18 protein-coding genes and 1 riboswitch are annotated in these 19642 nt (G+C 75.1%); of the genes, 13 read left to right on the top strand and 5 right to left on the bottom strand.

What is annotated here, in order from left to right:
- Nucleotides 1-4 precede the first annotated feature (4 nt).
- Nucleotides 5-2026 (bottom strand): hypothetical protein, encoded by a 2022-nt coding sequence (locus tag GPA02_RS06720; protein ID WP_156199137.1) that lies wholly within the window; start codon nucleotides 2024-2026, stop codon nucleotides 5-7.
- 102 nt (nucleotides 2027-2128) lie between these two features.
- Complete coding sequence (locus tag GPA02_RS06715) at nucleotides 2129-2866, bottom strand: Type 1 glutamine amidotransferase-like domain-containing protein (protein WP_156199136.1); 738 nt, start codon at nucleotides 2864-2866, stop codon at nucleotides 2129-2131.
- Nucleotides 2867-2968: 102 nt separating this feature from the next.
- Here GPA02_RS06715 and GPA02_RS06710 point away from each other — a divergent pair, with 102 nt between their 5' ends.
- From GPA02_RS06710 to proB, 5 genes are all read left to right on the top strand, one after another.
- Nucleotides 2969-4417, top strand: coding sequence for an MDR family MFS transporter (locus GPA02_RS06710; protein ID WP_420809354.1), 1449 nt, complete (start codon nucleotides 2969-2971; stop codon nucleotides 4415-4417).
- A gap of 203 nt (nucleotides 4418-4620) precedes the next feature.
- Nucleotides 4621-4929 (top strand): 50S ribosomal protein L21, encoded by a 309-nt coding sequence (gene rplU / locus GPA02_RS06705; RefSeq protein ID WP_156199135.1) that lies wholly within the window; start codon nucleotides 4621-4623, stop codon nucleotides 4927-4929.
- Between the two features lie 32 nt (nucleotides 4930-4961).
- Nucleotides 4962-5228: a 50S ribosomal protein L27 gene (gene rpmA / locus GPA02_RS06700; RefSeq protein ID WP_156199134.1), complete on the top strand. Its 267-nt coding sequence runs from the start codon at nucleotides 4962-4964 to the stop codon at nucleotides 5226-5228.
- 99 nt (nucleotides 5229-5327) lie between these two features.
- Nucleotides 5328-6836: a GTPase ObgE gene (gene obgE / locus GPA02_RS06695; RefSeq protein ID WP_156199133.1), complete on the top strand. Its 1509-nt coding sequence runs from the start codon at nucleotides 5328-5330 to the stop codon at nucleotides 6834-6836.
- Between the two features lie 8 nt (nucleotides 6837-6844).
- Nucleotides 6845-7996 carry a glutamate 5-kinase gene (proB, locus tag GPA02_RS06690; RefSeq protein WP_156199132.1) on the top strand — a complete coding sequence of 384 codons (1152 nt, stop codon included), beginning with the start codon at nucleotides 6845-6847 and terminating at the stop codon, nucleotides 7994-7996.
- An 18-nt stretch (nucleotides 7997-8014) separates the two neighbouring features.
- On the opposite strand, the gene GPA02_RS06685 is transcribed toward proB, so the two are convergent.
- Both GPA02_RS06685 and GPA02_RS06680 read right to left on the bottom strand, forming a co-directional pair.
- Nucleotides 8015-8818 (bottom strand): hypothetical protein, encoded by an 804-nt coding sequence (locus GPA02_RS06685; RefSeq protein WP_156199131.1) that lies wholly within the window; start codon nucleotides 8816-8818, stop codon nucleotides 8015-8017.
- On the bottom strand, nucleotides 8811-9311 hold the full coding sequence (locus tag GPA02_RS06680) for an RNA polymerase sigma factor (protein WP_156199130.1): 501 nt from the start codon (nucleotides 9309-9311) through the stop codon (nucleotides 8811-8813). The genes GPA02_RS06685 and GPA02_RS06680 overlap by 8 nt, the downstream gene beginning before the upstream one ends.
- Before the next feature lie 100 nt (nucleotides 9312-9411).
- On the opposite strand from GPA02_RS06680, the gene GPA02_RS19440 reads away from it, so the two are divergent.
- Entirely contained in the window at nucleotides 9412-11238 is a 1827-nt protein-coding gene (locus GPA02_RS19440) for a hypothetical protein (RefSeq protein ID WP_156199129.1), read from the top strand.
- Between the two features lie 236 nt (nucleotides 11239-11474).
- On the opposite strand, the gene GPA02_RS06670 is transcribed toward GPA02_RS19440, so the two are convergent.
- Nucleotides 11475-13025, bottom strand: coding sequence for an HNH endonuclease signature motif containing protein (locus GPA02_RS06670; protein ID WP_156199128.1), 1551 nt, complete (start codon nucleotides 13023-13025; stop codon nucleotides 11475-11477).
- A gap of 347 nt (nucleotides 13026-13372) precedes the next feature.
- Nucleotides 13373-13486, top strand: a riboswitch (SAM riboswitch).
- Nucleotides 13487-13805: 319 nt separating this feature from the next.
- On the opposite strand from GPA02_RS06670, the gene GPA02_RS06665 reads away from it, so the two are divergent.
- From GPA02_RS06665 to GPA02_RS06640, 7 genes are all read left to right on the top strand, one after another.
- Nucleotides 13806-14822 (top strand): LLM class oxidoreductase, encoded by a 1017-nt coding sequence (locus tag GPA02_RS06665; protein ID WP_156199127.1) that lies wholly within the window; start codon nucleotides 13806-13808, stop codon nucleotides 14820-14822.
- 75 nt (nucleotides 14823-14897) lie between these two features.
- On the top strand, nucleotides 14898-16223 hold the full coding sequence (locus GPA02_RS06660) for a glutamate-5-semialdehyde dehydrogenase (protein ID WP_156199126.1): 1326 nt from the start codon (nucleotides 14898-14900) through the stop codon (nucleotides 16221-16223).
- Nucleotides 16224-16288: 65 nt separating this feature from the next.
- Nucleotides 16289-16450 carry a hypothetical protein gene (locus GPA02_RS18925; protein ID WP_170296833.1) on the top strand — a complete coding sequence of 54 codons (162 nt, stop codon included), beginning with the start codon at nucleotides 16289-16291 and terminating at the stop codon, nucleotides 16448-16450.
- A gap of 39 nt (nucleotides 16451-16489) precedes the next feature.
- The gene (nadD, locus tag GPA02_RS06655) at nucleotides 16490-17152 is read left to right on the top strand and encodes a nicotinate-nucleotide adenylyltransferase (RefSeq protein ID WP_156199125.1); all 663 of its coding nucleotides are present in this window, start codon (nucleotides 16490-16492) and stop codon (nucleotides 17150-17152) included.
- Nucleotides 17149-18501 carry a hypothetical protein gene (locus GPA02_RS06650; protein WP_156199124.1) on the top strand — a complete coding sequence of 451 codons (1353 nt, stop codon included), beginning with the start codon at nucleotides 17149-17151 and terminating at the stop codon, nucleotides 18499-18501. Before nadD ends, GPA02_RS06650 begins: the two co-directional genes overlap by 4 nt.
- 16 nt (nucleotides 18502-18517) lie before the next feature.
- Nucleotides 18518-18940, top strand: coding sequence for a ribosome silencing factor (gene rsfS / locus GPA02_RS06645; RefSeq protein ID WP_156199123.1), 423 nt, complete (start codon nucleotides 18518-18520; stop codon nucleotides 18938-18940).
- Nucleotides 18937-19557 carry a histidine phosphatase family protein gene (locus GPA02_RS06640; RefSeq protein WP_193567839.1) on the top strand — a complete coding sequence of 207 codons (621 nt, stop codon included), beginning with the start codon at nucleotides 18937-18939 and terminating at the stop codon, nucleotides 19555-19557. The genes rsfS and GPA02_RS06640 overlap by 4 nt, the downstream gene beginning before the upstream one ends.
- Nucleotides 19558-19642: the final 85 nt, after the last annotated feature.

The raw sequence follows: 19642 nt of genomic DNA, 5'->3' as shown, positions 1-19642 counted from the left end.
CGTGCTAGCTCGCGCGGGTCACGGACCTGCCGGCGTACCAGGTGGTCCACAGCCACCGCAGCAGCACGGGCACGAAGCAGATGCCCGCGATCGACAGCGTGTAGATCGAGGCGGTCGTCGAGCCCGGCAGCGTGATCACGAACGCCGCGAGCGCGTGGATGCCGGCGATGACCATGCCGCGCGTGAGCGGCCCGCGCGAGCGGACCCGGGTGCTCGGCGAGCCCTCGATCATGAGGTCGTCGGACACGACCGGCGGTGCCGCCTGCTCGTCGCCGAGCTCGAGCCCGGCCGCGCCGGCGAAGCCGGCGAGCCCGGTGAGGTCGCCGCGCGGCGCCCACGTGTCGGCGGGCAGCACCAGCCGCCACCGGCCGAGCCGGTCGACGAGCGCGATGCCCCACGCGCGGTCCTCGTGCACCAGTCGACGCATGCCGACGACGCCGAGGTCGCCGTCGCTGGAGGCGGCGAGCCAGGCCTCGTGACGGGTGCCGGTCCGGACGCCGATGTTGGCGCCGTCGTACATGAGGCGGGCGTGCATCTGGAAGGCGCGGTCGGTGCGCTCCGACGCCCCCGGGCGGTAGACGGCGGTCATGCGCCGCATGTCGCGGTCGCCCAGCCAGCGCGCCACCCACGTCACCCACGGCTCGAGCACGGTCACGAACGCGAGCAGCACCAGCAGCCGCACCCACCACTGCCCCTCCAGCAGGAACGCCGTGAACAGCGACCCGGCCCAGAGCGCGGTCGGGTAGAGGGCACGGAGCGGCTCGGTGACCTTCGTCGACGGGCCCAGGTCGATCTGCCGCGCACGGTGGCGGCGCTGCCGCCGCAGCAGCGCGCGGGCCGGGTGGGCGGCCCAGCCCTCGTACGGCACGACGTGCGGTGCGGGCCGGATCACGTCGGCGGCGAGCGGCGCCGGCAGCGCGGCGGGCACGGTGCCCGCCGGGACGGCCGCGCCGGCGGTGCCGGTGAGCACGCCGGGGTCGACGTGCGGCGGGTGCTGCACGCCGCGTCGGATCGGGACCCGCAGGGTCGCGGCGCCCGCCGCGATGCCCGACGCCTCGAGCGCCCACACGAGCCGGTCGTAGGCGCGCAGCCGCTCGGCCGGCTGCACGACGGCCCCCTGCGCGACCGTGAGCTCGGGCTGCGCCAGCCAGTCGGCGACGGCGATGGCTCCCATGCTGCGGCCGTCCGCGGTGCACAGGTGCACGACGCCGAGCTCGTCGTACAGCGGGACCGGCGCGTAGGGCTCGGCGGGGTCGTACGGCACGACGACGCTCGTCGGCGACGGCGGCACCACGTGCAGCAGGTAGGCGATCGGCTCGTCGGCACCGATGACGCGGCGTCCCGACGCCGTCGTCAGCTCGACGCGGTCGGTGAGGAACATCGCCCGCGCGTAGCGCGCCCACCTCGTCATCGGGATCGCGCGGGGGGACGCCCGCAGCTCGATGCGGCCCGACGTGGCGGGCAGGCTCGGCATGGCCGGCCGCTCGAAGTCCCACATGGCCGCCGTGAACACGCTCGCGAGGTGGTCGATCGCGGCCGCGGCGTGCGCGACGGCGCCGGCCTGGACGACACGCTGCGCCCCCCAGGTCTGCGAGCCCATCCGGAGCTGGTCGCAGGACTCCTTGAGGTACCGGCGGGCGCCGTCGAGCGCCTCGTGGAAGCCGTACACCGGCTCGGCCGCCGGGTCGGGGTCCACCGGCTGCCGCCCGACGGGGGCACCGGAGACGACCACCGGCTCGCCCCAGCCGAGCGAGGCCAGCGCACCGGCCGCCGTCGCAGCCGGCCCGGAGGCGGCCATGCTCGCCGGGATCGACGGCTCGGCCCCGCTGAGCAGCCGCTCGACGTCCTCGAACCGCCGCCGCAGCACCTTCTGGTCCTCGGGCAGGAACGACAGCAGCTCGGCGACCGACTGCCGCGCCGAGCCCACGATCGCGCGGGTGTGCTCGAAGGGGTCGCCACCACGTGCGAGCAGCAGCTGGGTCGTCGTGCGCGGGGTCGCGGCGGGCAGCGCGGGAGGTCGTGGCATGTCGCCGCCCAGGCTAGTGGCACGCGTGCGCGAGCCCGGGCCGCCGGGGCGGGCAGTCCTCACCACCGTCACCGCCGGCACGAGCGGCCGCCGGCGGCGGCCTCAGGGCAGCCGGCGCGGCTCGATGCGCTCCTCGATCACGGTGCCGCCCTCGCCGCCCTCGCGCACGACCCGGTACGCGGCGGCCGGGCCGTCGCGCTCGGTGACCGCCTCGACGAGGGTGGTGCCGGAGTACACGAGACCCACGCCGTCGTCGGTGCAGTGGGTCTCGCCGAGCACGCCCTCGCCGACGAGCCGGTGCACGAGCGGACGGCGGCGCTCCTCGGTGTCGTAGTGCACGCCGTTGGCGTAGGGGAGCAGGCCGAGACCGTTCGTCACCGGGCGCAGCTCGGGCCCGAAGGAGTCGGTGGTGCCGCCGGTGAACCAGCAGATCGAGCCCGCGCTCACGCCTGCGAGCACCACGCCCGCCTGCCAGGCCTCCCGCAGCGCGTCGTCGAGGCCGTGCAGCCGCCACAGCGCGAGCAGGTTGGCGACCGAGCCGCCGTCGACCCACACGGCGTCGACCGAGAGCAGCGCCGCCGCCGGGTCGGCGTGGTTGGGCATCGTGAACAGCGTGACGGGCACGAGGTCGACGCCGGTCTCGCGGGCGGCCTCCTGCACCAGCGCGAGCCGGTGCGTCTGGTCGCCGTGGGCGGTGCCGAGGTAGGCCAGCCGCGGCCGGCCGGTCGCGCCGGACAGGTCGAGCGCGTGGCGCACCAGCGCGTCGAACGCGAGCGGGGTGCGGTCGCCGCGGCGGTAGCCGCCGGAGGTGGCGAGGACGGTGGGGGAGTCGGCAGGCACGTGCGCAGGCTACGTGACCGCCGCCGCCCGCCGCCGGGTCCACGATGCGAGAAGATCGATCGGTCGGGACGACAGCGGCGGTGCCCGTGGTTGGGGGTGCTTGTGGTGACGACACGAACGGCGGGCGTCGGGCTGCGCTCCGAGCGCGGCCCGGTGCTGCTGGCGACCATGCTCTCGACCGGTCTGGTCGCGATCGACGCGACCATCCTCGCGACCGCGGTGCCCGCGATCGTCAACGACCTCGGTGGCTTCACGCAGGCGCCGTGGCTGTTCAGCGTGTACCTGCTGGCGCAGGCGGCCACGGTGCCGATCTACGGCAAGCTCGCCGACGTCGTCGGGCGCAAGCCCGTCATGGTCGCCGGGGTGGTGGCGTTCCTCGTCGGCTCGGTGCTGTGCGCTCTCGCGCCCTCGATGCTGCTCCTCATCGCGGCCCGTGCGGTGCAGGGCCTCGGCGCCGGTGCGGTGATGCCGATGTCGCAGACGATCATCGGCGACGTCTACACCGTCGTCGAGCGCGCCAAGGTGCAGGGCTACATGGCGAGCGTGTGGGCGATCTCCTCGGTCGTCGGGCCGACGCTGGGCGGGGTCTTCACGACCTTCCTCGACTGGCGCTGGATCTTCTGGGTCAACCTGCCGCTCGGTCTCGTCGCGCTCGTGCTGCTGCGACGGTTCCACGAGAGCCACGAGCGCACCTCGCGCCGCATCGACGTCGTCGGCGCCGGGCTGCTGACGCTCGGCAGCGCCGCGCTGATCCTGTGGCTGCTCGAGGGCGGCGTCAGCTGGGCGTGGGTGTCGGTGCCGAGCGTCGCGCTCGTGGTCGGCGGCCTCGTGGCGCTCGTCGGGTTCGCCGCGCAGCAGCGTCGCGTCGCCGACCCGGTGCTGCCCGGCTGGCTGTTCCGTGCCCGCCTGCTCACGACCACCAACGGTGCGAGCCTCGTCATCGGCGCGCTGCTCATCGGCCTGACCGCGTACGTGCCGATCTTCGCCCAGACCGTGCTCGGCGCCGATCCGCTGGTCGCCGGGTTCGCGCTCGCCGCGCTCACCCTCGGCTGGCCGATCTCGGCGTCGCAGGCGGGCAAGGTGTACCTGCGGGTCGGGTTCCGCACCACCGGGCTGATCGGCGCCTCGGTCGCGCTGGTCGGCACGGGCCTGCTCGACGTCGCGGCGCGCGGCTCGTCGGTCGTCGCGGTCGCGGCGGCGTGCTTCGTGATCGGCCTGGGCATGGGGCTGGTCGCGACGCCGACGCTCATCGCGGCGCAGGCGTCCGCCGACTTCTCGACGCGCGGGGTCGTCACGGGCGCGAACATGTTCGCCCGTTCGGTGGGCAGCGCGTTCGGGGTCGCGGTCTACGGCGCCGTGGTGAACACCGCGGTCGGGGGAGCCGATGACCTGGAGCGGCTGCCGGGTTGGTTGCTCGCGCCCGCGCTGCAGCAGGTGTTCTGGGGCGGGACCATCGCCGCGCTGCTGCTGCTGACGTTCGTGGCGCTGATGCCGCGCGACCGCGGTCGCATGCAGGAGGCCGACGCCGCGCCGGGGCCGGCCGGGACGTGACGGACGCCTCGCCGCGCGGGGGGCGTCCGGGTTTGCCGGGGTGCCGTGGACTCGCGTACAGTAGTTCCTCGGTGCGCTGCGCCATGCCCGCACGACTGCCCGGGTTCCCGGGCTGGGCCACCCGCACGACCCGTACGGGTCGATCCGGGTGCGCGCGGCTGACGCACGCAGGTAAACGTCCGATGCGAGAGATGAGCTGAACCGTGGTGTACGCGATCGTCAAGGCCGGCGGCCGGCAGGAGAAGGTGTCCGTCGGCGACATCGTCGTCATGGACCGGGTGGCCGGTGACGCCGGTGCCGAGATCGAGCTGACCCCGGTCCTGCTCGTCGACGGCGACAAGGTGACCTCTGCCGCGTCCGACCTCGCGAAGGTCAAGGTGACGGCCGAGATCGTGCGCGAGGAGCGCGGTCCGAAGATCACCATCCTCAAGTTCAAGAACAAGACCGGTTACCGCAAGCGCCAGGGCCACCGTCAGGACCTGACGCGCGTGAAGATCACCGGCATCAAGTAGCACCGACCTCCCGAGCCTGAAGGACACCAGACATGGCACACAAGAAGGGCGCCAGCTCCTCCCGCAACGGCCGCGACTCTCGCGCGCAGCGCCTCGGCGTCAAGCGCTTCGGCGGCCAGGTCGTCAAGGCCGGCGAGATCCTCGTCCGTCAGCGCGGCACGCACTTCCACCCCGGTGAGAACGTGGGCCGCGGCGGCGACGACACCCTGTTCGCGCTCGCGGCCGGCTCGGTCCAGTTCGCGACGCGTCGCGGCCGCAAGGTCGTCGACATCGTCCCGGCCGAGCTCCAGACCGTCTGAGCCCGGGACCACAGAGACACACACTGCGCGAGGGCGGGGCGGCAAGGGCCGTTCCGCCCTTCGTGCTGTCCGGGCCGTCGCGCCGGGAAAGGGACCACCATGACCACGTTCGTCGACCGCGTGGTGCTGCACGCGCGCGGCGGTGACGGCGGGCACGGGTGCGCCTCCGTCCGGCGCGAGAAGTTCAAGCCCCTGGGCGGCCCCGACGGCGCCAACGGCGGCAACGGCGGCGACGTCGTGCTGCAGGTGGAGCCCGGCGTCACGACCCTGCTCGACATCTCCTACGCACCGCACCGCCGCGCCGCCAACGGCGGCCCCGGCGCGGGCGACATGCGCGCCGGCAAGAACGGCGAGGACCTCGTCGTCGGCGTGCCGGACGGCACCGTCGTCAAGACGCGCGACGGCGAGGTGATCGCCGACCTCGTGGGCGCAGGCACCCGGTTCGTCGTCGCGCGCGGCGGGCACGGCGGCCTCGGCAACGCGGCACTGGCCTCCCCGAAGCGGAAGGCACCTGGCTTCGCGCTGCTGGGCGAGGAGGGCGAGGAGGCCGACGTCGTCCTCGAGCTCAAGACGATCGCCGACGTCGCGCTGATCGGGTTCCCCTCGGCCGGCAAGTCCTCGCTCGTCGCGGCGCTCTCGGCCGCACGCCCGAAGATCGCCGACTACCCGTTCACGACGCTGGTGCCCAACCTGGGCGTGGTGCAGGCGGGCGACGAGCGGTTCACGGTCGCCGACGTGCCCGGCCTCATCCCCGGCGCGAGCGAGGGCAAGGGACTCGGTCTGGAGTTCCTGCGTCACATCGAGCGCTGCGCGGTGCTGGTGCACGTGCTCGACTGCGCCACCCTGGAGCCCGGTCGCGACCCGCTGTCGGACCTCGACGTCATCGAGGCCGAGCTGCGCGCGTACTCCGCCGACCTCGGCATCGTCGGCGGCCAGGTGCCGCTCGCCGAGCGGCCCCGGCTCGTCGTGCTCAACAAGATCGACGTGCCGGAGGCGCGCGAGCTCGCCGAGCTGGTGCGGCCCGACATCGAGGCGCGCGGGCTGCGCGTCTTCGAGGTGTCGACGGCGTCCCACGAGGGCCTGCGCCCGCTCACGTTCGCGCTCGCGGACCTCGTGCGGCAGGCACGTGCCGCGACGCCCGCGCCCGAGCCGGCCGCGCCGGTGCTGCGGCCCCGCGCCGTCGACCGCAAGCGGTCCGGACGCGAGTTCGCGGTGACGCGGCGCGAGACCGACCACGTCTACTACCTCGTCACGGGCGACAAGCCCGAGCGGTGGGTCAAGCAGACCGACTTCGCCAACGACGAGGCGGTCGGCTACCTGGCCGACCGGCTGGCGGCGCTCGGCGTCGAGGACGCCCTGCTGCAGGCCGGGGCGGTCGCGGGCGACGAGGTGGTCATCGGTGACGGGCCCAACGGCGTCGTCTTCGACTGGGAGCCCACGATGATGACCGGGCCCGAGCTGCTGGGGTCGCGCGGCAGCGACCTGCGGCTGGAGGACCGGCACCGGCCCACGCGCGCCGAGAAGCGCGAGCAGTTCCACGACCGGATGGACGCGAAGGCCGCGGCACGTGCCGAGCTGTGGACCGAGCGCGGTACCGAGGAGGAGTAGGCGCTCCGATGAGCCAGGCCACCGCCGCGCGCGTGCTCGACCGCGCCGCTCTCGCCGACACGGCGCTCGCGCGGCGCGTCGTCGTGAAGATCGGCTCGTCCTCGCTGACCGACGCCGAGGGGCACCTCGACGTCGCGCGGCTGACCGCGCTCGTCAACACGCTCGCCCAGCGGCGTGCGGCCGGCGGCGAGGTCGTGCTGGTCTCCTCGGGTGCGATCGCCGCGGCGCTGCCGGTGCTCGGGCTGCCGCGCCGGCCGCGGGACCTGGCGACCCAGCAGGCCGCGGCCAGCGTCGGCCAGGGGCTGCTGGTCGCGCACTACACGCGCGCCTTCGCCGCGCACGGCCTCCGGGTCGGGCAGGTGCTGCTCACGGTCGAGGACGTGATCCGGCGCGGCCACTACCGCAACGCGCAGCGGTCGCTGACCCGGCTGCTGGAGCTCGGCGTCGTGCCGGTCGTCAACGAGAACGACGCGGTAGCGACGCAGGAGATCCGGTTCGGTGACAACGACCGGCTGGCGGCGCTGGTCAGCCACCTGGTGCACGCCGACGCGCTGGTGCTGCTCACCGACGTCGACTCGCTGTACACCGCGCCGCCGAACCGGCCGGGGTCGCGGCGGATCGCCGTCGTCGAGCACCCGGACGAGCTGGCCGGGCTCGAGGTGACCGCGAGCGGCAGCCACGTCGGCACCGGCGGCATGCTCACCAAGGTGGCGGCCGCGACGGTCGCGTCGGGTGCCGGGGTGCCGGTCGTGCTCACGCGGGCCGACACGCTGGGCGCGGCGCTGGCGGGGGAGGACGTCGGTACGTGGTTCGCGCCGGCCGCCCGGCGGGCGACGACGCGTCGGCTGTGGCTGGCGCACGCCGCCGACACCCGCGGCCGGGTCGCGCTCGACGCCGGCGCGGTGCGGGCGATCACGCACGGCAAGAAGTCGCTGCTCGCCGCCGGCGTCACCGGCGTCGAGGGCACGTTCGAGGCCGGTGACCCGGTGGAGCTGGTCGGCCCGGACGGCGTGGTGGTGGCGCGCGGTCTCGTTGCGTACTCCTCCGACGAGCTGCCCGAGCGGCTGGGGCGCAGCTCCGAGGAGCTGCGACGCATCTTCGGCGACGGCCACGACCGGGAGGTCGTGCACCGCGACGACCTCGTGCTCACGCGTCGCTGAGCGACCGCGGGGGAGCGGTCAGCAGCCGGCGGCGGTGAAGACGCACATCGCGGCGGCCAGGTCGGCGCTCTGCGCGGTGAGCAGGTCGGCGGTGCCCTGGGCGCTCTCCGCGGTCAGCTCGCCGCCGGAGACCGAGAGCAGCACGGCGCTGCCGACGCGGATCAGCTGGACGACCTCGCCGCCGAGCGAGCCGTCGGCCTGGACGAGTGCGACGGTGACCTCGTCGTAGCCGGTGCCGCCCGTGAGAGGGACGACGGCGAGGGCGTCGCCGGTGCCGGTCGTGGCGCATCCGGCGAGCGCGGCGCGGGTGTCGGCGAGGAGCGCGACTGCCTGGTCTGCGTCGGCGAGGACGCCGAGCCAGCGCAGCTCAGTGTGCTCGGGCCCGACCACCATCGCGGCACGCGACTGTGCCGCCGCGGCCGGCCAGAGCACGTGGCCGCACACTTCGATACCGGCCGCCTCGGCCGGGTCGACCTGCTGGTAGTCCGGACCCGTGGGCAGGTGACGAGCCAGCGGGAAGTCGGTGGGGATCGGGGTGGCGGCCGGGTCGGGCTGGTCGTCGGTGCCGTCCGGGGTGGTGGGGTCGGCGGTCGGCGTCGGTGCGGTGGTCGGGTCGCTGGTCGGAGTGCCGGCGGGGACCACCGGGTCGGCGAGCAGGTTCGGGACGGTGACGGCCGCGGCGAGCAGCAGCGCGGCGGCGACCCCGACGCCGGCGGTGCGGCGGCGGCGTCGCTGGTCGCCGCGGCGGCGCAGCTCGGCGGCGGGCAGCGGCTCGTGCTCGGGGGCCTCGAGGGTGGTGAGGAGGTCGATCGGGTCACGCACGGTGAGCCCCTTCCACGACGGTGTCGGACAGCAGCAGGGCGAGGGCGGCCCGCCCTCGTGACAGCCGGGCCTTGACGGTTCCTTCGGGCACGCCGGTCTGGGTGGCGACGGCCGCGACCGGGAGGTCGGCGAGGTGGTGCAGCACGAGGGCCTCGCGCTGGGCGTGGGGAAGCTGCCGCAGGGCGGCGACGAGTGCCACACGGGTCTCGTCGACCGGGGCGGTGACGGCGGCGGGGGAGAGCGCTCGGTCGGGTGCGCGGCGGCCGCGCAGCACGCGCCGCCAGCGGCTGACGGCGAGGCGGTAGGCGGTCGTGCGGACCCAGGCCTCCGGCTGCTCGTCGACGCGGATGGAGTGCCGGCGGGACCAGGCGCGCACGAAGGCTTCCTGCACGCAGTCGCGGGCTTCCTCCGCGTCGCCGGTGACGGCGTAGAGCTGGCGCACCAGCGGCCGGAACGACCTGGCGTACAGGTCGTCGAACTCGGTGGCGTCCACGGGCTCTCCTCGGTCCGAGGCAGGCTATCGACGTGTCTACGCACGGCGCGGCCGTGCGGTTGCACGGTGGCGGGTGCGCGTGCTCCCCTACGCTGCGGGCGTGGGTCGCGTGCAGGTCGGGTCGTGGTGGCGACGCGGCCTCGCCGTGTCGTGGCTCCTGCTCGTGGCGGCGGTCGTGCTCGGCGCTCCGGCGGCGGCCGAGGCCGGTGACCCGCCGTTCGACCTGGGCGGGGAGTGGGTGCTGGTCTCCTCGCGCGAGGACCCGACGACCGACCCGGCGCCGGAGTGCGGGACGGCGTCGGAGTGGGCGTGGGAGGCGGGGGAGCAGGGGCTGACGCTGTACGTCGTCCCGTGCGAGGACCGCGACCCGGCGTCGGGCATGTGGGAGTGGCTGGCCGTGGCGGGCGACGTCGTGCCGGGGGCCTCCGAGCACGACGAGCTGGTGCTGTGGGACGGCGGTCGCGTCGTCCGGGCGTGGATCGCCGAGCAGGGCGCCGAGGTGCAGCTGGCGGTGCTGACGACGACGTGCGGGGGCGCGGGGCGCGACGCATGCGTGTCGGCCGGCGAGCCGGTGGCGGAGGCCGCGATCGCGGCGCTGCCGGGCGGGGCCGCCGGGGTGAACACACCGGGGTTCACGGTCGAGTCGATCGGGCTGTCGCTCGTGGTACCGGTGGTGATCATCGCGATCGTCGTGGCGCCGGTGCGACTGGCGCGGGCGCTCGCGCGGCCGCGGTTCGCGAGCTCCTCGAGCGCGGACCGCTACCACGACGTGACGCCGGTGGTGTCGCGGGCGCGGTGGCGGCGCCGGGTGCGGCGGCTGCTGTGGTGGGTGGTCGCGGGGCTGGTGTTCATCGGGCTCACGGCGGTGACGACGAGGGACCCGAGCCTCGCCGGGGGAGCGCTGGTGCTGGCGCTGCTGCCGCTGATCCTGGTGCTGGTGGGTCGGTGGACGTTCCTGCGACCGCACCCGGTGGAGCGCGGGCGGCGGTCGGTGACGGGTCTGGGGGCCGAGGCGGCGCTGGGGACGACGCTGTCGGTGCTGGCCGTGGCGCTGGCGGTGCTGGTGCTGCTCGTGCATGTGCTGCTGTTCGCCTACGCCGGGATGTTCCCGGGGTGGCCGTCCTTGACCGGTGGGGACCTGGAGCGGATGGACCTGCCGCTGCTGGCCGGGCTGCGGCCGCTGCTGCGGTCGATGGGGTCGGACGCCGCGCTGGTGTCGGTGCTGGCGGCGCTGCCGCTGCTGGTGGGGGCGGCCGCGGTGGACGCACTGGGGCAGCGGCTGCGGACGGCGTCGCTGGACGACGCCCTGGCGCAGGACGACCGGCCGCACTACCTGTACCTGCGCAGCTTCGACGAGGACCGGCTGACGCTGACGGCGCACCTGCGGCGGCGCGGGCTGGTGTCGGCGCTGTCGATGATGCGGCGGGTGCGGTTCGAGGAGGTGATGGTGCGGCAGCTGTCGGCGACCGGGCCGGTGATCGCGATCGCGCCGCCGGGCTCGTCGCTGCCGCCGATCGGTGCGGCGCGGGCGAGCTTCAGCAACGACGAGTGGCAGCAGCACGTGACGCGGTACGCGGAGACGGCGCGGGCGGTGGTGCTGTCGGCGACGCCGGGCGAGATCCGGCCGGGGTACGGCTGGGAGCTGGACCTGATCGCGAACCGCATCGGCCACCAGCGGGTGCTGGTGGTGCTGGGGCCGTGGCCGCTGACGTCGCTGCGGCGGCGCTGGGTGCAGTTCTGCCAGACGGTGGCGCCGGTGCCGTTCTTCGCGCCGATCACGATGCCGTGGGTGCCCGACGGCGTGCACCTCCTCGCGCACTCGCCCCGCTCGGGGTGGCACGCCTGGGGCGCCACCCGCCGGCTGGACTGGACCTACGCCGTCGCGCTCGACGAGGCCACCCGCGCCTACCTGCCGGACTGGAGCTGAGGGTCGGAGGGACTGCGCCCCGTCGGGGGTGCTGGGCGGGTGTGCCCGCGGGCGGGGAGTGCGGCGTCTGTCTTGCCGGGGGTGGGCGGCGCGGGTGCGCGATCCGGTCGGTCGCGTGTCCCCTACCGGTCCTCGCGCAGCGGGGTCGGCCTCGGCGAGATGAGGCGCCGCGCTGATCCGGCAGAGCACATGCCTGCGACCCCGACTCCGTGGTGTCGGGGTGCGGGGCGGGGTGGTCAGGGTTCGGGTGGGTCGCAGACCTCGCCCGGGGGAGACTCTCCGAGCGTGCGCAGGACCTCAGCGGTGGCTGGCGGGTCGGCGGTGGCACGGTCGAGGTCCGCGGGCGCAGGTAGGCCGTCGATGTGGGTGGTGCCGTCGGGGTGGCGGTGGATGCGCAGGCCGTGGGGTGTGCGCCACAGGACGGTGCCGGAGGCCAGGAGGGTGTAGGTGAAGCCGTGGTGGGTCTTGAGGGTGTGGTGGCGTTGGCAGAGCAGGGCCAGGTTGGTGCTCTGGGTCTGTCCGCCGGTGTCGGGGTGGTCGTGGTCGTAGGGGTCGATGTGGTCGTGCTGGCAGCGCAGCCCGGGTGCGTGGCAGCCGGGGAAGACGCAGGTGCCGTCGCGTAGCCGGACCTGTTCGCGGATCCGGTCGGGGACCTGGTAGGTGTCGGCTCGTTGTGGTTGGTCGAGGTCGAGCACGGGGCGGACCGAGAGGCGGGTGGCGCCCTCGCCGCACCAGTCGCGGATGGTGTCGGCGGTGACCGGGGTGCCGGTGTTCTCCACCCGCCCCACCGCAAGCCCGCCGCTGTCGCAGGCGTTGGTCGGGTCGAGCGCGGACCGGTCCAGGTGCACGTAGAGCACGACCTGCCGTCGCGGTGGCACCCGCCACCGGGGACCACCCTCACCTGCGGCGTCGGCGCTATCAGCACTCGACCCAGCGGGCTGGGTCGGCTCCCCACGGTGGGCGAGGGTGGTGGTCCCGATGGGCATCGGTGGTGTCTGCTCGCCGTGCCAGGCCAGGTGTGCGCGGGCGAGGTCACCCAGCGCCCGGGCGCGGCGAACGTCGATGCTGTCGGCGGAGCCCCAGGCGGCGAGCTGTTCGGCGGCGTGGGCGAGGGCGGCTTCCAGGTCGAGGGCGTCCGGGAGGTCGATGCGGCCAGTGACGGGGGTGAGGCCGGACAGGCTGGTGCTGTCCAGGTCGACATCGACGCGCCGGGTCTCGCGGCGTTCCTCGGCCAACCGGTGCGCCGTCGTCGGGTCGACCCTCGCCAGGGCGGTCTCGACCAGTCGTTCCAGCTGCGCGGCACCGAGGTGGTGCGCGGCCGGGGTGACCTGCCGGTCCACGAACCCGACCGCGGCGTTCGGTAGCGCCCGGGTGGCTTGGGCGACGCGGCGGGCTCGCCACACCGCGACCTCGCCGGCCTCCACCCGCACCCACAGGCCGGGCAGCCGGTAGGCGATCTCCAGGGTGTCGGCGACCAGGCCCTGCGCGGCCTGGGTCGAGCAGCCCAGCGCGAGCCCGAGCTCGGCCACCGCGGCCCGGTCCACCTGCGGCACGCCCTGCGCCGAAAGCGGCACCTGGGTAGGCCTCGCCCCCGCGCCCGCGACCACGTGCTCGACCGCGGCGTCCTCGGCCACCAGCGGCGGGTTGGCCAGCGCCCACGCCAGCACCGAGCGCAGCACCTGCACCTCCGCGGCGTCAGCGGCCAGCCGCGCCGCCCGCGCGGTCGACAGCGCGCACCGGGCATCCACCCCGGAGACCCGGGGGAGAGGTGGCACCGTCGTCGTCATGCATCGAACATACGTGCGACCACCGACATCGCACCACACCCACGACGAACCTGTGGACAAACCTGTCTTCACGGGTGCGCCGGGTCCGATGTGGTGGACACCCCGTCTCCACCGGTGCGCTGGGTCCGGCGCGGCTGCCGAGACGGACGCGGGTACGGGGCGTGCACCCTGACGCCGTCGCCGCACTCGACCGCCGCCAAGCGCCCCGATCCCGCGCCCGCCCCGAACCGGCCCACCCCGAACCGGACACCCGCACACTCTCGCGATTCCCGAGACGTTCCGTCCGCGCGATGAGATCCGGTCCCGCTGGTTGACACCCCGCGGCCGGGCGACGTACCTTCGTCCCAGGTCTTGAGTGTCAGCGTCAAGCCCCGGCTCGCTGACCGGCAACCCTCCAGATGCGGTGGGGTGCCCCGGGTGACGACCAGGTCCGCACCGCCAGGTGCGGACAAGCGCACCGTCGCCAGCAGGCGCAGGAGAGAAGGAAGCACAGACATGGCGCAGGCCCAGGTCCCCGGATTCGGTCGCTCGACGCGTACGACCACCGGCACCTGCTGCATGTGCATGTGTCTGTGCACGATGGCCTGAACACCGGAGTTCAGACCGGGCACACAGCAGGCACCCTCGGGCTGCCGACGGCGTGATCCACGCCGTCGCGCGACCCCTTCGGTTGCCGACCTCGGCAGGTAGCGCTCCCGACGTCGTCGAGTGACACGACAAGGGCGCGGTGAGCGACCGCCGAGCTGGTCCCTACTTCCTTGCTCACCGAAGGCAAACCTCATGGCTTCTCAGCGTGTCCCCGTCTCCCTCCTCGGCCTCGACCTCTCCGGCACCGGCGCTCCCCGCAGCTGGGCCGGCCAGGGCGACAGCGAGGCGGAGGCGTTCATCATGGGTCGGCTCGCCGGCCTCGCGTCGCTCGCCGACAAGGGCGGGGTCGACGTCCTCGCCCTTGACGCCCGGTTCCGTCTCGGCAGCGGCCGCCGCCGCGACGACTGGCTCGACGGCGCCCTCGCCGCCAGCCGGCTCGGCCGCCACACCAAGACGCTCACCATCGCGGTCTCGGTGCCGCTCGGCATCACCGACGCCGGCCACGTGGCCAGCGCCGTCGCGAGCGTGCACAAGGCCACCCAGGCCCGCGCGGCCTGGCAGGTCGAGGGCGGCAGCCGCGGACTGTCCGCCCGCGCCGTCGACGACGTCGTCACCGCGCTGTCCGCGCCGCGGATCAGCCGCCGCACCGGCAGCGACGCCAACGGCCGCCCGCCGCAGGTCGTCGTCGACGTGCGCCGCCCGCTCGACCTCGAGCTGGCGGCCGCCCGCGCCGACATCGCCCGCATCCGTGTCGCCACCCTGGAGGAGGCCGTCGCCGCCCGCGCCGCCATCCACCAGGCCGCCCGTGACTGGGGCCGCGACCCGCAGGACGTCAAGGTGCTCGTCGACGTCCGCGCCGTGATCGGCGCCGACGACGAGGGCGCCCGCGCGCGCGCCGAGCTGATCGCGCTGCTCGACGAGGAGAACGACGGCGTCCCGCAGCAGACCGACCTGCTCTCGTTCGTCGGCACCGCCGAGGGTCTCGCCGACCTCTGGCAGGAGTGGGTCGCCGCCGGTGCGGCGGACGGCTTCACCGTCATCCCGGCGTCGGTGCCCACCGACGTGCTCGCGGTCGTCACCGAGCTGGTGCCCGAGCTCGAGGCCCGCGGCCTGCGCGGCGCCCCGGCCACGGCGGCTCCTGCCCCGCGCACCGCCCGCCCGGTCCGCGCCCGGCGCGGCGCCGACCACCGCGTCCCCGCCGCCGTCTGAGCGGCCCCGGGGGGGAGCAGCGGCCACGGCGGTAGCATCGGAGGTCGGTCGTAGCGGTCCTGACAGGAGCGAGGCATGACGGCAGCGGAGGTGTCCCAGGTGTCCGGGGCGGAGGCGTCGCACGGCGCCTCCGAGGCGGACGTGGTGGCGGCCGTGCACGCGGTGGCGCGCGCGGCGAAGGTCGCGGCACGCCCGCTGGCGACTGCGACGCGTGCCACCAAGGACCGCGCGCTGCACGCCATGGCCGACGCGCTCGTCGCGCACCAGGCCGAGATCGTGCGGGCCAACGCGATCGACTGCGAGCGGGAGAGCGCCGCGGGCATGTCGCCCGCGCTGGTCGACCGGCTCCGGCTCGGCGCCGGCCGCATCCACGCGATCGCCGACGCGCTGCGCGAGCTCGCGGCCCTGCCCGACCCCGTCGGCGAGGTGATCCGCGGCGAGCGGCTGCCCAACGGGCTCACGGTGCGCCAGGTGCGGGTGCCGATGGGTGTCGTCGGCATGATCTACGAGGCCCGCCCCAACGTGACGGTCGACGCCGCCGGCCTCGCGCTCAAGTCGGGCAACGCCGTCGTGCTGCGGGGCGGCTCGGCCGCCCTGGAGTCCAACACCGCGATCGTCGCGGTGCTCCAGGACGCGCTCGACGGCGTGGGGCTGCCCCGCGACCTCGTGCAGTCGATCGACGCGCACGGCCGCGCGGGCGCTCGCGCGCTCATGCAGGCGCGCGGGCTCGTCGACGTGCTCGTGCCGCGCGGCGGCGCCGACCTCATCCAGACCGTCGTGCGCACCTCGACCGTGCCGGTCATCGAGACCGGTGTCGGCAACTGCCACGTCTACGTCGACGCGAGCGCCGACGTCGAGCAGGCGGTCGCGATCGTGCTCAACGCCAAGACGCAGCGCACCGGCGTGTGCAACGCGGCCGAGACGCTGCTCGTGCACGCCGACGCCGCGGCCACCGTGATGCCGCCGGTGCTGTCGGCACTCGCCGACGCCGGTGTCACCCTGCACGCCGACGAGGCCAGCGCGGCCTACGCGCCCGCGGGTGCGTCCGTCGTGCCCGCGACCGAGGACGACTGGTACACCGAGTACCTCTCGCTCGACATCGCGGTGCGCGTGGTGGCGGACCTCGACGAGGCGCTCGAGCACATCCGCACCTACAGCTCCGGCCACACCGAGGCGATCCTCACGCGCGACACCACCGCCGTGCGACGCTTCACCACCGAGCTGGACTCCGCCGCGATCATGGTGAACGCCTCCACGCGGTTCACCGACGGCGGCCAGCTCGGTCTCGGCGCCGAGATCGGGATCTCGACGCAGAAGCTGCACGCGCGCGGCCCGATGGGCCTCGCCGAGCTGACGACGTCCACGTGGGTCGTCGAGGGCGACGGGCACGTCCGCGCCTGAGCGCCAGGCCTGCTGGGGCGTGCCAGAATGGCGGGGGTCCCGAGCACAGAGAGAGGTAGACGCCGATGAGGAGTTCCCTGGTGGTCCTCGCCAGCGAGCACGGCCCCGAGCAGGCCGGTGAGCTGATGCCGATCGGTTATGGCATCATCGCGATCGTCGTGCTGCTCGCGCTCCTGGTCGTCACGTTCGCCTTCCGGAACGTCGGAACCCGTTACCGCGACCGCTGACATGGCGACTCACCCCAGCTCCCACGGGGTGGCCGCTCGATGATCGCTGCCTCGTCCTCGCCCGCCCGCATCGGGATCATGGGCGGCACGTTCGACCCCATCCACCACGGGCACCTCGTGGCGGCCAGCGAGGTCGCCGACGTCTTCGAGCTCGACGAGGTGCTGTTCGTCCCGACCGGTGAGCAGCCCTTCAAGGCGGACCAGCAGGTGACGGTCGCCGAGCACCGCTACCTCATGGCGGTGATCGCGACGGCGTCCAACCCGCGGTTCTCCGTCTCCCGCGTCGACATCGACCGCCCGGGCGTCACCTACACGATCGACACGCTGCGCGACCTGCGCCGGCAGCACCCCGACGCCGAGCTGTTCTTCATCACCGGCGCCGACGCACTCAGCCAGATCCTGCAGTGGAAGGACGCCGACGAGCTGTGGCAGCTCGCCCACTTCGTGGGCGTCACCCGGCCCGGCCACGACATGGACACGGCCGAGCTGCCGCCGGGGGAGTACTCGCTGCTGGAGATCCCCGCCATGGCGATCTCCTCGACCGACTGCCGGGCGCGCGTCGTCGCCGACAAGCCGGTCTGGTACCTCGTGCCGGACGGCGTCGTGCAGTACATCGGCAAGCACGGCCTGTACCGCGACCCCTCGACCTTCACGGTCGGCGGTCGAGCGCCGCTGACGGGCGCGCGCGGGGGAGCGGCATGAGCGAGGAGCAGCAGAGCGCGATCGGCGAGCGCCGCCGCCGCCGCGAGGCCGAGCGGGCCGCGCGCGAGGCCGCGGGTGCGACCGACCGTCCCCTGACGCGCCGCGAGCTGCGGGCACGCGAGGCCGCGCTGCAGTCGGGTGCGCTCCAGGTCGACTCCACCGGTGAGATGCGGGTCGTCGAACGGCCGGAGCCGACGCCGCGGCCCGCCCCCGACCCGCTCGACCAGCCCGCGACCGGCCACATCGGCCTGACCCGCCGCCAGCTGCGCGCGCTGCGCGAGCAGCAGGAGGCCGCCGCGCGTGGCGAGCCCTCGGCGTCAGGGACCGGTGCGACGCCGTCGAGCGCCGGCTCGGGCGCGACCGGCGGCTCCGCGCCGTCCGCGGCGTCCGCATCGTCGGCGGCCGAGCCGACCTCGCGCCCCGCGCCGAGCGCGGCGCCGTCGGCTCCGACTGGTCCGACGCCCTCCGGCGCCTCCGGTACGTCGGCCCCGTCATCCGCGTCGGCGGCCTCCGCGCCGTCCGCAACGTCGGCAGCGCGCCCGCCGGCGGGACCGGCCGCGCCGCCAGCGCCGACGGCCGGCCCGCCGTCGTCGCCTCCTGCACCGGTGCGCCGCCCGGTCGTCCGCCCGCCTGCCGGGGCCGCGGGTGTGCGTGGGCTCGCGCAGGACGGGACCGGGCTGCTGCCGGTCCAGCGCACCCAGCCCCAGAGCGCCTGGGCGCCTGCGGACCGCGCGTCGGTCGACGTCACGGACGCCGCGCTGCGCGCGATCGCCCCGGAGACGCCGGACGACGCAACGCCGGCGCCCGCCGAACCGGCTGAGCCGGCGGGGTCCGCCGAGCCGGTCAAGCCGGCCGCGCCGGCGCGTGTCGTGCCGACGATCGTCGCCGACCCCGGCCCGCTCCCGACGACTCGTCGCTCGCGCAGGCTCGCCGCCGAGAACGTGCCGGCGACGGAGCCGCCGGCGTCGCTCGACGAGGTGATCGAGGGCACCACCGAGGAGCCCGAGCCGTTCGCGGCGACACCCAGCTGGGCCGAGCTGCCGCCGCCCACGCCCGCGGCGCCGCTGCGCGCGGTCGAGGGGCAGCGCCCGGCCGCGCCCACGCCCGCGACGGCGCCCGCCGAGTCCCGGGCCGATGACCCCAGCTTCACCGAGGTGATCGGCGCCGTCCCTGGCGAGGACGACCGCGACGAGCACCGCACGCCGCGCTGGCTCACCGCCCTGATGATCCTCGTGCTCGTGGTGATCGGTCTGGTGCTCGGTGCTCTGGTGTGGCGGCTGATGATGGGCGAGGGCGACGCCGGTGCTGCCGCGGCGGTCGGCACCGCTCTGGTTGGATGGTGGACGTGAGCCGAGGAGGAGCCGCGTGACGGCCGACCCCAGATCCGTCGAGCTGGCCGTGCGCGCCGGCCGAGCCGCCGCCGACAAGAAGGCCAGGCAGGTCATCGCGTTGGACGTGTCCGAACGGCTGGTCCTCACCGACGTGTTCGTCGTGACCTCCGGCGCCAGCGAGCGACAGGTGCGCGCGATCGTCGACGCCGTCGACGAGGCGATGCACGACGAGGGCGTCAAGGCCCTCCGCAAGGAGGGTGTGGCGGAGTCGCGCTGGGTGCTGCTCGACTACGGCGACATCGTCGTCCACGTGCAGCACGACGAGGACCGCGAGTTCTACGCGCTCGAGCGGCTCTGGAAGGACTGCCCCGCCGTCGAGATGCCGGAGGACGTCGTGACGGCGGCCGGGCCGGACGAGCCCGGTGACGAGGGCGAGACCTGGGCCGACCGCGGGTGACCGCCGGCACGGTGCTGCTCTGGCGTCACGGCCAGACCGAGTGGAACCGGGTGCGGCGGCTGCAAGGCCAGTCGGACGTCGAGCTCGACCCGACCGGGGTCGAGCAGGCCGCCCGCGCCGCCGAGGTGCTCGTGCGCTCCCGCCCGACGGCGATCGTGTCCTCCGACCTGGTGCGCGCCGCCCGCACGGCGCAGGCGCTCGTCGACCTGACCGGCCTGACCGCGGTGCTCGACACGCGGCTGCGCGAACGGTCGTTCGGCGTCTGGGAGGGGCTGGACCGCGAGCAGATCGAGGCGGGCTGGCCCGAGGAGTTCCGGGTGTGGAACGGCAACGGCCAGCCCGACGGCGTCGGGCTCGAGCCGCGCGGTGACGTCGGCGCTCGGGTGGCCGCGGCCGTCGTCGAGCACGCGGCGGCGCTCGACGAGGAGGACACCCTCGTCGTCGTCACGCACGGCGCCGCGATCGGCGCCGGGATCAGCGCGCTGCTGGGGCTGGACGCGGGCGAGTGGAACGGCGTCACGGGCGTCGGGAACTGCCACTGGTCGGTGCTGCACGCCGCCCGCTCGGGGCGACCCGCGTGGCGTCTGGCGCAGCACAACGTGGGCGCCACGGGTTGACGTCGGGGCCGGCAGCGGCGGCGCCCGGGCCGGGCGTGCGGTGCGGCGCAGATCACGACGCGCCCGAGTTGGGAGAGACCGCCCG

Source organism: Actinotalea caeni, assembly GCF_009733795.1.
Classification (GTDB): Bacteria; Actinomycetota; Actinomycetes; order Actinomycetales; family Beutenbergiaceae; genus Pseudactinotalea; species Pseudactinotalea caeni.
Note: the sequence above shows the minus strand (reverse complement) of the source record. Positions and strands in the feature narration are given on the sequence as shown.

Coding starts and splice junctions, on each gene's coding strand:
- GPA02_RS06720 (WP_156199137.1), bottom strand. CDS start 2,026: ATGCCACGACCTCCCGCGCTGCCCGCCGCGACCCCGCGCACGACGACC.
- rpmA (WP_156199134.1), top strand. CDS start 4,962: ATGGCACACAAGAAGGGCGCCAGCTCCTCCCGCAACGGCCGCGACTCT.
- obgE (WP_156199133.1), top strand. CDS start 5,328: ATGACCACGTTCGTCGACCGCGTGGTGCTGCACGCGCGCGGCGGTGAC.
- proB (WP_156199132.1), top strand. CDS start 6,845: ATGAGCCAGGCCACCGCCGCGCGCGTGCTCGACCGCGCCGCTCTCGCC.
- GPA02_RS06670 (WP_156199128.1), bottom strand. CDS start 13,025: ATGACGACGACGGTGCCACCTCTCCCCCGGGTCTCCGGGGTGGATGCC.
- GPA02_RS06665 (WP_156199127.1), top strand. CDS start 13,806: ATGGCTTCTCAGCGTGTCCCCGTCTCCCTCCTCGGCCTCGACCTCTCC.
- GPA02_RS06660 (WP_156199126.1), top strand. CDS start 14,898: ATGACGGCAGCGGAGGTGTCCCAGGTGTCCGGGGCGGAGGCGTCGCAC.
- GPA02_RS18925 (WP_170296833.1), top strand. CDS start 16,289: ATGAGGAGTTCCCTGGTGGTCCTCGCCAGCGAGCACGGCCCCGAGCAG.
- nadD (WP_156199125.1), top strand. CDS start 16,490: ATGATCGCTGCCTCGTCCTCGCCCGCCCGCATCGGGATCATGGGCGGC.
- GPA02_RS06650 (WP_156199124.1), top strand. CDS start 17,149: ATGAGCGAGGAGCAGCAGAGCGCGATCGGCGAGCGCCGCCGCCGCCGC.